This is a genomic window from Sinomonas susongensis, from assembly GCF_005877005.1.
Classification (GTDB): Bacteria; Actinomycetota; Actinomycetes; order Actinomycetales; family Micrococcaceae; genus Sinomonas; species Sinomonas susongensis.
Window position 1 is genome coordinate 205,280 of record NZ_SSNH01000008.1, and the last position, 11,610, is coordinate 216,889.

Consider the following 11,610-nt stretch of genomic DNA (forward strand, 5'->3'; position numbering starts at 1 on the left):
CGGTGGTCGGAAACCGGTTACCGAGCGGATCCACGCGTTCACTGAGGAGACCCCGCCCATGGCATCCAGCGGCAACCCGCGGAAGAAGTATGCCCTCGCTGGCACTGGCTCCCGTGCCGAGCTGTACGTCGACGCCCTCTTGGGCCCTCATTCCGATCGCGGCTCCCTCGTCGCCTTCGTCGACACGAACGAGCACCGGATGGCGTACCACGGCGCGCGGATCGCGGAACGCCGCCCCGACTGGCCCATGCCGCGCCACTACGGTCCGGACGGACTGGACGAGATGTTCGACGTCGAGCGCCCGGACGCGCTCATCGTCACGACGCCCGACTTCACCCACGCGCGCTACGTCACCGCGGCGCTCGACCGCGGCATCGACGTCATCTGCGAGAAGCCCATGACGACCTCGGTCCGGGGCATCGCGGACATCGTCAGGTCCGCCCGAGCCGCCGCGGGCAGCACGCGTGACGGCAGGGCCGCGAAGCTCGTCGTGACCTTCAACTACCGCTACTCGCCGCGGAACTCTGCCCTCAAGGACATCGTCCAGTCGGGCAGGATCGGCAAGGTCACGTCGGTTCACTTCGAGTGGTGCCTCGACACGGTCCACGGCGCCGACTACTTCCGCCGCTGGCACCGCAGGAAGGCCAATTCGGGAGGCCTGCTCGTGCACAAGTCGACACATCATTTCGACCTCGTGAACTGGTGGCTCGACGACGTGCCGGAGACCGTCTACGCGCAGGGCGGCCTCCGCTTCTACGGGGCGGAGAACGCCGCCGAGCGAGGTCTGGGCCCGCGACCCGAGCTGAGCCGGGACAACCCCGACCGCGACGACCCTTTCAACCTCGACCTGGGCGCCGACCGGAAGCTCCGCGCGCTGTACCTCGAGGCCGAGGGCGACGACGGCTACCACCGGGATCGCGACGTCTTCGGCGAAGGCATCGACATCGAGGACAACCTGAGCCTCGTGGTCGGGTACCGCGGCGGGGCATCGATGGCGTATACGCTCGTGGCCCACTCGCCGTGGGAGGGCTACCGGGTTGCGATCAACGGCACCGAGGGCAGGGTGGAGATCGAGGTCGTCGAGCGGGGATCGGTTTCTCCCGACAGGCACACGCTGGATCCTTCCGTCGCCGCTGATCCCGAGGGCGCCGCCGCGCCAGCACGGCCTGAGGGAACCCGGATCCTCCTCCAACGCCATTGGGAACCGGCCCGCGAGATACAGTTTCCGGAGCGCGACGGCGGGCATGGCGGGGGCGACGCGGTGCTCCTCTCGGACGTCTTCGCCGGACCGGGCGACGACCCGCTGCACCGCCAAGCGGGCTATATCGACGGCGTCCGCAGCGTCCTCGTGGGGATCGGGGGCAACGAGTCCCTCCGCACCGGCCAAGCAGTACGGCTCGCCGATTTCGGCGTCCCGTTGGACGACGGCGCGCCCCTCACCTTCGGCAGCGGGAGCCTCGAGGACGAGCAGGCGGCAGGGGCGCAGGCGTAGGTCCCGACGACGGCGCCGTCGTCAGGGGGCGTTGGCCGCCTCGGCGGCCGGCGGCCCCGAACTCGCCCGAACTTCGAGGCGAGGCGTGACGGTGAGGTCGTGCTCGGGATCACGGCCATTGAGGAGGTCCCAGAGCCGCGCCCACGCCTGCTCGCCGAGCTGCGTCTGGGGGACTGACACCGTGGTGAGTGCCGGGGAGGCGAAGCGGGCGAAGGGGATGTCGTCGAAGCCCGTGACCGAGAGGCGCCCGGGCACGGCAACGCCCTCCTCGTGGAGGGCGCCGAGCAGGCCGAGCGCGACCAGGTCGTTGAAGCAGACTGCGGCGGTGGCTCCCGAGCCGAGAACTGCTTCGCGCGCCCGGTAGCCGTCCTCGAACATTGCGCCGCACGGGATGAAGACGAATTCAGGCTGGGGGGCCGACGGGACCGGAGGCTGGAGCGCGGCCATGCGGGCCTGGTTTCCGTGCGAGCCGTCGGGACCGGCGAGATAGGCGATGCGACGGTGGCCGAGCCGCTCGAGCTCCTTGACAACGCTCCGGATGCCCGAGCCGTAGTCGACGGCGAGACTGGGTACCCCGGGAGCCGGGCTCTCGCGGTTCACGAGCACGACCGGCGAGAGTTCGGGCAGGAGCTCGGCGAGCACTTCGGGTTCCATGCGCGGGGAGACGAGCACGAGCGCGTCGCACCGCCTCCGTGCCTCCCGAGCGAGGATGACCTCCTCCTCGGGATTCTCGATCGAATCCGCGACCAGCACGCGGTATCCCTCCCGCGCCGCGGCCCGGTTCAGTCCTCGGAGCGTCTCCTGGAACATCGGGTTCGCCAAGTCCGGGACCACGATCGCCACGGTCTGGGTCCGCCCGATCGCGAGACTGCGGGCCACGGTGCTGGGCGAGTAGTTGAGCTTGGCCGCCGCCTCCCGCACGCGCTTCCCGATTTCGGCGTCGACAGTCGCGAGGCCATTCATCACGCGGGAGACGGTCGCGCGGGAGACGCCCGCCTCCTCGGCGACGTGGGCGATCGTCACTCGCTGTGGCGGACGCGTGCTCATCCGTGCCATGAGTCCTCCTCGAAGGCCGCCGGAGGGCCGCTCGTCCGCGGGGGCGAAAGCACCCGCAGCGCCCCGCTGCGACGAGTGTAGCAACCGCTTCCCCCCGTATCGGGCGTAGAAGAAACCGATTTCCCCGCCTACACTGCATCCCATGCCGGCCATCGACCTGCCACTGCAGGAGCTCCGTTCCTACCGCGGGAGCAGCCCGCTCCCTGAAGACTTCGAGGACTTCTGGGAGAGGACCATCGCCGAGGCCCGTGAGCATCCCCTGTCCGTCCGCTTCGAACGGGTCGAGACCTACCTCCCGCTCGTCGAGACATTCGACGTGACGTTCGCGGGCTACGCAGGCGACCCCATCAAGGCCTGGCTCCACCTCCCGGCCGCGCGGACGGGGCAGCAGCGCGAGCCGCTTCCCGCCGTCGTCCACTATCTCGGCTACTCCGGGGGGCGAGGCCTCGCGCATCAGAACACGCTGTGGGCACAGGCAGGGTACGCGACGCTGATCATGGACTCGCGGGGGCAGGGCTACGGCTTCCAGACCGGAGAAACACCGGACCCGCATCCGAGCGCGGGAGAAACCGCCTACCCCGGGCTGATGACGCGCGGCATCCGCGATCCGCACAGCTACTACTACCGCAGGCTCTTCACCGACGCCGTGCGTGCCATCGAGGCGGTCCAGGCGCACCCGGCGGTCGACGCCTCCCGCGTCGTCGTCCAAGGAGGCTCACAGGGCGGCGGGCTCGCAGTTGCGGCGGCCGGCCTCGCGGCGGGAAGGCTCGACGGCCTGGTCGCGTGCCTCCCGGACGTGAACTTCCTCGCCGACTACCCCCGCGCGCTCGAGATCGCGACGACCGGGCCCTACCCCGAGCTCGAGAACTACCTCCAGCGGCACCGCGACAACGTCGAGGCGGCCTTCGCGACCCTGCCCTACTTCGACGTCGTCAACCTGGGGAGGCTCGCGCGGGTCCCGGCGTACTTCTCGGTGGCCCTCCGGGACACCACGTGCCCGCCGTCGACCGTCTATGCGACGTACAACCGCTATGGCGAGGCAGCTGAGGGCGGCGTGCGGGTGGAGAAGTCGATCGAGGAGTACGCCTTCAACAATCACGAGGGCGGCGGAGAGCACCACGTGGTCCGCCAGCTCGCGTGGCTGCGGAAGCTCTTCGCGTAGGCACTGCCTCGTCACAATTGCGCTGCCAGCAGCGACCTCGTAAGGTACTCGCATGATCAAGTGTTGGCAGGCGTATTTTGCGTTGGCTCTGGAGGGCCAAGCGTAGATTCACGCATACCAACCTTCAGAGCCGACAGGGCAGGGACTCCGGTCCCTGCCCTTCGCCATTTCAGGCAGGCTCTGAACGCTCGGGGTCTGCCGGAGAGACAGGACCCCATGAATCGTCTGGCCCCAGAAACCTCGCTCGATCCCTCGGTGCGGAATGCCCGCGTAGCCGAGTTCACCGCGCTTCCGACTCCCCGCGGGCTGCTCGCCGAACTGCCGCTCACGGCCCAGGCCGAGGCGACCGTGGCCCGCGGCCGGGACGAGGTGCGGGCGGTGCTCGACGGCGTCGACGACAGGCTGCTCGTGATCGTCGGCCCGTGCTCGATCCACGACCCCGACGCCGCGCTCGACTACGCGCGCAGGCTCGCCACGGCCGCCCACGAGCACCGGGAAGACCTGCTCGTCGTCATGCGCACCTACTTCGAGAAGCCGCGCACGACGATCGGGTGGAAGGGCCTCATCAACGATCCCCACCTCGACGGAACCCACGACATTGCCGCGGGACTGCGAGCGGCCAGGAAGGTCCTGCTCGCCGCCCTCGGCCTTGGCCTGCCGACAGCGACGGAGTTCCTCGAGCCGATCTCGCCCCAGTACACCGCGGACACCATCGTGTGGGGCGCGATCGGGGCGCGCACCGCCGAGAGCCAGATCCATCGCCAACTAGTCTCGGGGCTCTCGATGCCGGTCGGCTTCAAGAACGGCACCGACGGCGGCCTCCAAGTCGCCGTCGACGCCTGCCGTGCGGCCGCCGCGGCGCAGGCTTTCCTGGGGATCGACGACGACGGCCGGGCCGCGCTCGTCTCGACGTCCGGCAACGCGGACACCCACCTCGTGCTGCGCGGCGGGGCGAGCGGCCCCAATTACGACGCCGCGTCCGTCGCCGCAGCGTCGGCGACCATGGCGGCGAAGGGCCTGAATCCCCGCCTCATCGTGGACGCGAGCCATGCGAACAGCGGGAAGGATCATCGCCGCCAAGCCGACGTCGCCCTCGAGATCGGGGCCCAGATCTCCTCGGGCGGGCCCTCTGCCGGGGCTGTCGCCGGGGTCATGCTCGAGAGCTTCCTCGTGGGCGGGGCGCAGGCGCTGGAGCCGGGCTCCCTGGACCGATTGGTCTACGGCCAGTCCGTCACGGACGCGTGCATGGACTGGGAGGTGACCGAGCGCGTGCTCTCCGCGCTGGCGGGGGCGGCGCATTCGCGGAGGACCCGCGCCTGACCTCGCAAAATATCTACTTTCACAACAGTCCCTCCAGCATCTACAGTAGCTAGCAGAGCATAGTGAGGGCACCGACAGTCACGCCGTCGAGCGGGCCTCATGGGGATTGCGTCGACGGCGAGCAAGGAACTGAAGATGGCTGGTTCGGGGGAATTCGCGAACACCCGTTTCCTCACGGTTGCGGAGGTCGCGGCGGTCATGCGTGTCTCCAAGATGACCGTCTACCGTCTCGTCCACTCCGGTGAGATGCCGGCCGTGCGTTTCGGGCGCTCCTATCGGGTGCCGGAGGCGGCAGTGGAGGAGTTCGTCCGGCGCGCTACTGTCGACGGGAACACCGAGACCGCCTGAGGGTATCCGGTCGTCCCGTCAAGGGCGCCGATTCGGTGCTGTATCCTGTTCAGGAACGTTTGACGTCACGTCACCAGCAGTTGGTTGCAAGCGGCCCCCATGGCGCCCCGGCCAGCGGCCCGGTGCACCAAGTTAGTGTTAGGAACTTCTGTGGGTTCAGTTATCAAGAAGCGCCGCAAGCGCATGGCCAAGAAGAAGCACCGCAAGCTGCTTCGCAAGACTCGTCACCAGCGCCGCAACAAGAAGTAAGGCGCCGCCTCTTCGAGGCGCGGTGAGAAGGAGCCCGTCCCCTCCTGGGGACGGGCTCCTTTCGTCGCAGGTGAGACTCAGACGGCTGGGGAGCGGGAGGCGCGGGAACTACCGGCGAAATCGCGTGTAGCTGCGCCAGAGCCCGTAGACGGCACCGCCGACGGTGGCGAGCTTGAGGCCGAGGGTTGCGGCGCGCCGGCCGGACCGGAAGTCGTAGATCGGCCAGTTGTGGGTGTTCGCGTGGTGCCGCAGGCGTGCGTCCGGATTGATGGCGACAGGGTGGCCGACGAGGCTCAGCAGCGGAATGTCGTTGTGTGAGTCCGAGTAGGCCCAGCAGCGCCTGAGGTCCAGGCCCTCGCGCTCGGCGAGGTCGGCCACCGCCTCGGCTTTGGCCTTCCCATGCAGGATGTGGCCGACGATCCGTCCCGTGTACGCGCCGTTCTCGATCTCTGCGACCGTGCCGAGCGCGCCGGTGAGCTCGAGCCGCTCGGAGATGACCGATGCGATCTCGATCGGGGTCGCCGTCACGAGCCAGACCCGCCGCCCGACCCGCAGGTGCTGCTCCGCGAGGGCCTTCGTCCCGGGCCAGATACGGGATTCGATCATCTCGTCGTAGACCTCGTAGCCGACCGTGGCCACGTCCTCGGCCCGAATGCCAGCCGCAAGCGCGAGGGCAGAGCTCTGGATCGAGTGCACGTCTTCGAGCGTCTCGCCCCGGAGGACGAACGTGAACTGCTTCCACGCGAACCCCGCCGCGTCGCGGAGGGTGAAGACCTTCCGCTCGTACATCTTGCGGCCCACGTGGAAGAGGCTCGCGCCGCGCATGAGGGTGTTGTCGACGTCGAAGAACGCCGCCTCTGTAGGCCGGGCCTGCGGGGCTGGGCGCGCCGAGGCATACGCGAACTTCTGGGCGGGCATGGTCCGAGTGTAGTCAAGACCTGAGTGCCGCCGCGCTACCGTGGAGGCATGCGCACCCCCGAGATCGTTCTGGTCACCCGCCGCGACTGCCATCTGTGCGAGGCTGCCCGCGACGTCGTGGGCAGGGTTGCCGCGGACGTCGGTGCCCCATGGGCCGAGCGGCTCATCGACGACGACGCCGAGCTCGCCGCGCGCTTCGCGGAGGAGGTCCCGGTGGTGCTCGTCGACGGCGTACAGCGTGACTTCTGGAAAATCGATGAGGCAAGGCTGCGCCGTACGCTCGAGGCGGCGTCGTCCCAGGCGACCGAGGCGTGAAGGTCGACGAGGCGGTTTGGCGGCGGACGGACGCGGTCCTAGAGTGAAGCGGGCTTACGAACGGTCGCGGAAGGAATGGGTGCAGTGACGTCTCACGCGCAGTCGCCTGAGGGCGTCTCTGGTGAGCCGCCCGCCAAGCGCCTGCCGAGCGCCGTCGTCTCCCGCCTGACCGTGTACCTCCGCGCCCTCAACGGTTTCGTTGCTGAGGGGATTGAGAGGGTCTCGTCCGACGCCCTCGCCGAGGCGTCCGGTGTGAGTTCGGCAACACTGCGCAAGGACCTCTCCCAGCTCGGCTCCTATGGGACGAGGGGAGTGGGCTACGAGGTGGAAAACCTCCTTCAGCACCTCTCGGCGGCGCTCGGCCTCACCAGGGACTGGCGCGTCGCGATCGTCGGTGCGGGCAACCTGGGCCGTGCTTTGGCCCGGTACGGCGGGTTCGAGACCCGTGGCTTCGAGGTTGTCGCGCTGCTCGATACCGATCCTGAACTCATCGGGAACGAGGTCGGCTGGCTCAGGGTCACCGATGCCGCCAATCTCGAGGCCATCTTCCGCCGCACCCGGACGAACATGGCCGTGCTCGCACTCCCAGGCTCAGCAGCCCAGGCGGCCTGCGACCGCGTCGTCTCGGCAGGCGTCCGGAGCATCCTGAGCTTTGCCCCGACGATCCTGCAGGTGCCGAGGGGAGTCACGCTCCGCAAGGTGGACATGGCAACTGAGCTCCAGATCCTCGCCTACCACGCCCAGCGCGGCGAGGCGGGGGGCCAGACCGGGGAGGACGAGCACGGCGAGGCAGCCGCTGGAACGGCCTCCTAGGGCGGTCCGGTTGTCTCTGGGGCTCCCGGGCTGCGCGGCTGCGCGATCAGCGGATGTAGCCCTTGCGGGCCGCGGCGGCCGTGGCGAAGTAGAAGCTCGACGACGGGAGCCACTCGAGCACGGCGGCAACGATGAACGCTGTGCTCGTGGCGGCGCTGACGAAGTAGGTCGGAGCGGACTGGAAGACCATGCCCACCGCGGTCGGACCGAGTGCGACGACCGAGACGATGGTGAGCAGGGCCCCGATCACGCCGAAGGCCGCGAAGACCGTGTGCACGATTCGCACCCAATTCCGGCCGGAGCGGACGCCTAGGGCGATGAGCAGGAGGATGGCAGCGCCGATGAGCGATCCCGTCCAGATCCAGGGCTCGACGAATCCCTGCATCTGCTCGGCGAATCCCGGCGGAAGGGACGTGCGCTGCTGGACGGAGAGCTGGAGGAGCTCCGCGCCCACCACCCGCTTGGCCACGTCGATCTGATAGGGCACGAGGAACAGCGGCAGTACAGCCGAAGCCACGAGGCACCAGAACGCGGCGTTGACGGTCGCAGGCCGCTCGAGCGGACGGGGAGCAGGCAGGCCCGGGAATGAACCCGTAGGGAGCTGGCTGGGCCACGGGCCCGGGTGAGGACTCTGAGTCATGTCGACGTCGACCTCACTGCCCGTACGGGTTGCCGAAGGACCGCGGGGGCCCGGAATAAGGATTGTTGAACTGGTTCTGGTTGTCGAGGTAGGCAGAGACGGGCCGGCGGAACAGGACGACGATCGACGCGATGGCAAGCGCGATGGTGAGAAGCGCCAAGAAGCCGCTCCCGAAGAAGCTGAGGATCGAGAGGCCCAGGAACACGGTGGCGAGGATGCGGCTCCAGCGGCGCCCGCGGCGGAGGAAGACGGCGGACACGGCGAGCACGATGGCGTTGATCACCGCTCCCGCGAAGAGCACCCACAGGAAGATCAGGACGTACTGACGGAACTTCTCGGGGGAGAGGGCCGGGCCCGTCGCCTCCTGCGAGTACACGTTCTGGAGCGCCGAGAGATTGTTGGACGTGATCGCGAGTCCGAAGATGCCGACGAGCACCTCGACGATGGCGGTCGCGATGATGAGCCAGAACGCGACCGTGACGGCGGACTGCTGGGCGCTGGGCGGAGGGGTCTCGTAGCCGAAGGGGCCCCCCGCCGGCGACCCGTACGGGGTGTTGCCGTACTGAGGCTGGTTGTTTTGGGGAGCCTGGCTGTATTGGGGGCCCTGGCCGTACTGCGGCGCCTGGCCATATTGCGGCGCCTGGCCGTACTGGGGCGGCTGGCCGTAGTGAGGCTGCTGGCCGTACTGGCTCGGTTGGCCGTACTGCGGCGGCTGCTGGTCGTGGTGCCCTGCCTCGGGAGACTGGGGCCCGGGAGACTGGGGCCCTGGAGTCTGGGTCCCTGGAGTCTGGGGCCCGGGCGCGTACTGGCCGAAGCGGGGCGCCGGGCGGGGCTGGTCGGCCCCGGTGCCGGCATTTCCAGCTCCGGATTCCGCTCCCTCGGGCCCCGTTCCCTCTAGCCCCGAGCTCTCGCGGCTCGCGTCGTCGTCCCGCGGGCGCTCGGGCTGCTGTGGGGGGTTGCTCATGGCTCGTCCTCCGCTCGGCGAATACGGAGCGGCCACTGTTCCGTCCCCGCACTGCCCACCATACCGGCATGTACCGCGCAAAAGCGTGGATTCTCGCGGCCGATATCCGCCTCCAGCGAGCCCCGCGATCCATCTCGAGCGCAGTGCGGAGCACGGCAAAGCCCCGCCCGATGAGCAGTTGCTCGGGGCGGGGCTTCGTCGTGGAATCTACAGGGCGTGGGCGCTCGTCGCGGCCCGGGCCCTGATCGGTATGAGGCCTAGGCCTGGGGAGCCGTGAAGGCGAGGTCGAGGGAGATGACGACCTTGTCGCTCACGAGCACGCCACCGGCTTCGAGCGCCGCGTTCCAGGTGAGGCCGAACTCCTTGCGGGAGATCGTGGTCTCGCCGGAGATGCCGGCGCGGGTGACTCCGAAGGGGTCGACGGCAACGCCGTTGAACTCGGTCTCGATCGTGATCTGCTGGGTGACGCCCTTGATGGTGAGGTTGCCCGTGACGTCGTACGACTCGCCGTTGTGCTCGATGGCGGTCGAGACGAACGTCATCTCGGGGTATTCCTCGACGTCGAAGAAGTCCGGACCCTTGACGTGGCCGTCGCGGTTCGCGTCGGCGGAGTCGAAGGAGGCGGTCTTCACCGTTGCCTCCACGCGGGTCTCGGCGAGGCTCTGGCCGACGTTGACCGTGGCCGCAGCATCGGTGAACTTGCCGCGGACCTTGCTGATGCCGGCGTGGCGGACGGTGAAGGCGATGTCGCTGTGGGCGATGTCGAGCGTCCAGACGCCCGTGGTGATGCCGGAGGGAACGGTCATGTCGGTCTCCTTGAGGGTTGATGTCGTCAGGTGGTTGAAGTATCAACCAATGAGACCATCCTATCCATGCAAATGCATGTTCTGCTACCCCCTGTGCGGGATCTCACAGGGAACTCACGGTTACGGAGAGTAGTTCTACTGCTCGTAGAATGAGATCGAGCCGTGGCACTCCGCTGTCCGCAGCCCGGAGTGCCGGACGATTTCCCGCAGCCTCAACCATTTGAGAAACTGGATGCTATGCCTTCTTCCACCGTCCATCTGTTGCGCCACGGCGAGGTCTACAACCCTGCAGGCGTGCTGTACGGCCGGCTTCCGGAGTTCCACCTCTCCGAGCGCGGCAGGAAGATGGCGGAACGCGTCGCCGAATACTTCGCAGAGCAGGCGCACGACGGCGCGCGCTTCGCCTACCTCGCGGCGTCGCCGCTCACACGTGCACAGGAGACGGTCGCTCCGACGGCCGCGATCCTCGGCCTCGACGTGGTTCGGGAGCCCCGCATCATCGAGGCTGCGAACCACTTCGAGGGCCTGCGCGTCAATCGCAGCGAACTCGCGAAGCCGCGCCACTGGCCCTACCTCGTGAACCCGTTCCGCCCGTCCTGGGGGGAGCCGTACGAGCAGCAGGCCGCCCGCGTCCTTGCCGCTGTCGCCGACGCTGCGCGCGTCGCCGTCGACCGCGGCGGAGACGGCGCCGAGGCGATCCTCGTGGCCCACCAGCTCCCCATCTGGGTGACGCGGCTCAAGGTCCAAGGCCGTCCCCTGTGGCACGATCCGCGAATGCGCGAGTGCACGCTCGCGTCCGTCACGAGCCTGACCGTCGACGCCGCAAGCGGCGCCGTCGTCGCACTCCGCTACACCGAACCCGCCGCCGAGCTGCTCCCGGGCGCCGCGACGACACCGGGGGCTTGAGGATCATGGCCGCCCCAGATCCCACCCGGCGCAGCTTCCTCCGGCTCGCCGCCGCCGTCCCGGCTGCCGCGCTGTCCGTGGCCGCGCTCGCGGCATGCGCCTCGAACGACCCCTTGGCCGCACAGGCCCGGGCGGGCGACGACAAGAACTACGTGGCCGGCGACGGATCGGTGACGGAGTACGCGAATGACCAGCGCAAGCCGCCCATCGCCTTCACGGGCACCCTCTACGACGGCACCGCCGTTGACGCCAAGACCTTCGCCGGCCATGTGACCGTACTCAACTTCTGGTTCGCGGCGTGCGCCCCCTGCCGCGTCGAGGCGCCGTCGCTCAAGGAGCTCCACGACGAGTTCGCGCCCCAAGGCGTCGTCTTCTACGGGGTGAACCTGCGGGACGAGAAGGGCACGGCCCAGGCGTTCGAGCAGACTTTCGCCATCCCGTACCCGAGCTTCAACGACCAGGACGGGCGCGTGCTCCTCGCGGTCTCCGGGGTCGTGCCGCCGGGCGCGGTCCCCACGACGCTCGTGCTCGACAAGCAGGGCCGAGTCTCGGCGCGCATCCTGGGCGAGCTCGACAAGGGCACGCTCAAGTCGCTCATCCAGTCCGCGGCGGCCGCGTAGC

General features: G+C 68.9%; 14 protein-coding genes. 9 read left to right on the plus strand and 5 right to left on the minus strand.

Annotated features, from left to right (window positions below; translation table 11 throughout):
• Positions 1 to 58: 58 nt before the first annotated feature.
• Positions 59 to 1,492, plus strand: coding sequence for a Gfo/Idh/MocA family protein (locus tag E6A21_RS12600; protein WP_138444504.1), 1,434 nt, complete (start codon positions 59 to 61; stop codon positions 1,490 to 1,492).
• 21 nt (positions 1,493 to 1,513) lie between these two features.
• Here the strand turns inward: E6A21_RS12600 and E6A21_RS12605 are convergent, their stop codons facing one another.
• Positions 1,514 to 2,548 (minus strand): LacI family DNA-binding transcriptional regulator, encoded by a 1,035-nt coding sequence (locus tag E6A21_RS12605; RefSeq protein ID WP_138444505.1) that lies wholly within the window; start codon positions 2,546 to 2,548, stop codon positions 1,514 to 1,516.
• A gap of 142 nt (positions 2,549 to 2,690) precedes the next feature.
• Here E6A21_RS12605 and E6A21_RS12610 point away from each other — a divergent pair, with 142 nt between their 5' ends.
• From E6A21_RS12610 to E6A21_RS12625, 4 genes are all read left to right on the plus strand, one after another.
• Entirely contained in the window at positions 2,691 to 3,710 is a 1,020-nt protein-coding gene (locus E6A21_RS12610) for an acetylxylan esterase (protein ID WP_138444506.1), read from the plus strand.
• Positions 3,711 to 3,926: 216 nt separating this feature from the next.
• Positions 3,927 to 5,030: a 3-deoxy-7-phosphoheptulonate synthase gene (locus E6A21_RS12615; protein WP_138444507.1), complete on the plus strand. Its 1,104-nt coding sequence runs from the start codon at positions 3,927 to 3,929 to the stop codon at positions 5,028 to 5,030.
• 135 nt (positions 5,031 to 5,165) lie between these two features.
• Positions 5,166 to 5,378, plus strand: a complete 213-nt coding sequence (locus E6A21_RS12620) for a helix-turn-helix domain-containing protein (protein WP_138444508.1) — start codon at positions 5,166 to 5,168, stop codon at positions 5,376 to 5,378.
• 150 nt (positions 5,379 to 5,528) lie between these two features.
• Complete coding sequence (locus tag E6A21_RS12625) at positions 5,529 to 5,627, plus strand: 30S ribosomal protein bS22 (protein ID WP_003792170.1); 99 nt, start codon at positions 5,529 to 5,531, stop codon at positions 5,625 to 5,627.
• Positions 5,628 to 5,735: 108 nt separating this feature from the next.
• Here E6A21_RS12625 and E6A21_RS12630 read toward each other — a convergent pair whose 3' ends face one another.
• On the minus strand, positions 5,736 to 6,545 hold the full coding sequence (locus E6A21_RS12630; RefSeq protein ID WP_138444509.1) for an HAD family hydrolase: 810 nt from the start codon (positions 6,543 to 6,545) through the stop codon (positions 5,736 to 5,738).
• A gap of 48 nt (positions 6,546 to 6,593) precedes the next feature.
• Between E6A21_RS12630 and E6A21_RS12635 the strand changes: the two genes are divergently transcribed.
• Together E6A21_RS12635 and E6A21_RS12640 are read left to right on the plus strand one after the other, a co-directional pair.
• Positions 6,594 to 6,860: a glutaredoxin family protein gene (locus E6A21_RS12635; RefSeq protein ID WP_138444510.1), complete on the plus strand. Its 267-nt coding sequence runs from the start codon at positions 6,594 to 6,596 to the stop codon at positions 6,858 to 6,860.
• 75 nt (positions 6,861 to 6,935) lie between these two features.
• The gene (locus E6A21_RS12640) at positions 6,936 to 7,673 is read left to right on the plus strand and encodes a redox-sensing transcriptional repressor Rex (protein ID WP_138444511.1); all 738 of its coding nucleotides are present in this window, start codon (positions 6,936 to 6,938) and stop codon (positions 7,671 to 7,673) included.
• 46 nt (positions 7,674 to 7,719) lie between these two features.
• On the opposite strand, the gene E6A21_RS12645 is transcribed toward E6A21_RS12640, so the two are convergent.
• From E6A21_RS12645 to E6A21_RS12655, 3 genes are all read right to left on the minus strand, one after another.
• Positions 7,720 to 8,313, minus strand: a complete 594-nt coding sequence (locus E6A21_RS12645) for a hypothetical protein (RefSeq protein ID WP_138444512.1) — start codon at positions 8,311 to 8,313, stop codon at positions 7,720 to 7,722.
• A 13-nt stretch (positions 8,314 to 8,326) separates the two neighbouring features.
• Positions 8,327 to 9,277 carry a hypothetical protein gene (locus E6A21_RS18030; protein ID WP_212745934.1) on the minus strand — a complete coding sequence of 317 codons (951 nt, stop codon included), beginning with the start codon at positions 9,275 to 9,277 and terminating at the stop codon, positions 8,327 to 8,329.
• A 257-nt stretch (positions 9,278 to 9,534) separates the two neighbouring features.
• Entirely contained in the window at positions 9,535 to 10,083 is a 549-nt protein-coding gene (locus tag E6A21_RS12655; protein ID WP_138444513.1) for a YceI family protein, read from the minus strand.
• A gap of 237 nt (positions 10,084 to 10,320) precedes the next feature.
• On the opposite strand from E6A21_RS12655, the gene E6A21_RS12665 reads away from it, so the two are divergent.
• Both E6A21_RS12665 and E6A21_RS12670 read left to right on the plus strand, forming a co-directional pair.
• Positions 10,321 to 10,989, plus strand: a complete 669-nt coding sequence (locus E6A21_RS12665) for a histidine phosphatase family protein (RefSeq protein WP_138444515.1) — start codon at positions 10,321 to 10,323, stop codon at positions 10,987 to 10,989.
• Between the two features lie 5 nt (positions 10,990 to 10,994).
• The gene (locus E6A21_RS12670) at positions 10,995 to 11,609 is read left to right on the plus strand and encodes a TlpA family protein disulfide reductase (protein ID WP_138444516.1); all 615 of its coding nucleotides are present in this window, start codon (positions 10,995 to 10,997) and stop codon (positions 11,607 to 11,609) included.
• The last annotated feature ends 1 nt before the right edge of the window (position 11,610 follow it).

Coding starts and splice junctions, on each gene's coding strand:
- E6A21_RS18030 (WP_212745934.1), bottom strand. CDS start 9,277: ATGAGCAACCCCCCACAGCAGCCCGAGCGCCCGCGGGACGACGACGCG.
- E6A21_RS12620 (WP_138444508.1), top strand. CDS start 5,166: ATGGCTGGTTCGGGGGAATTCGCGAACACCCGTTTCCTCACGGTTGCG.
- E6A21_RS12665 (WP_138444515.1), top strand. CDS start 10,321: ATGCCTTCTTCCACCGTCCATCTGTTGCGCCACGGCGAGGTCTACAAC.
- E6A21_RS12645 (WP_138444512.1), bottom strand. CDS start 8,313: ATGACTCAGAGTCCTCACCCGGGCCCGTGGCCCAGCCAGCTCCCTACG.
- E6A21_RS12635 (WP_138444510.1), top strand. CDS start 6,594: ATGCGCACCCCCGAGATCGTTCTGGTCACCCGCCGCGACTGCCATCTG.
- E6A21_RS12600 (WP_138444504.1), top strand. CDS start 59: ATGGCATCCAGCGGCAACCCGCGGAAGAAGTATGCCCTCGCTGGCACT.
- E6A21_RS12605 (WP_138444505.1), bottom strand. CDS start 2,548: ATGGCACGGATGAGCACGCGTCCGCCACAGCGAGTGACGATCGCCCAC.
- E6A21_RS12610 (WP_138444506.1), top strand. CDS start 2,691: ATGCCGGCCATCGACCTGCCACTGCAGGAGCTCCGTTCCTACCGCGGG.
- E6A21_RS12615 (WP_138444507.1), top strand. CDS start 3,927: ATGAATCGTCTGGCCCCAGAAACCTCGCTCGATCCCTCGGTGCGGAAT.
- E6A21_RS12630 (WP_138444509.1), bottom strand. CDS start 6,545: ATGCCCGCCCAGAAGTTCGCGTATGCCTCGGCGCGCCCAGCCCCGCAG.
- E6A21_RS12640 (WP_138444511.1), top strand. CDS start 6,936: ATGGGTGCAGTGACGTCTCACGCGCAGTCGCCTGAGGGCGTCTCTGGT.
- E6A21_RS12670 (WP_138444516.1), top strand. CDS start 10,995: ATGGCCGCCCCAGATCCCACCCGGCGCAGCTTCCTCCGGCTCGCCGCC.
- E6A21_RS12655 (WP_138444513.1), bottom strand. CDS start 10,083: ATGACCGTTCCCTCCGGCATCACCACGGGCGTCTGGACGCTCGACATC.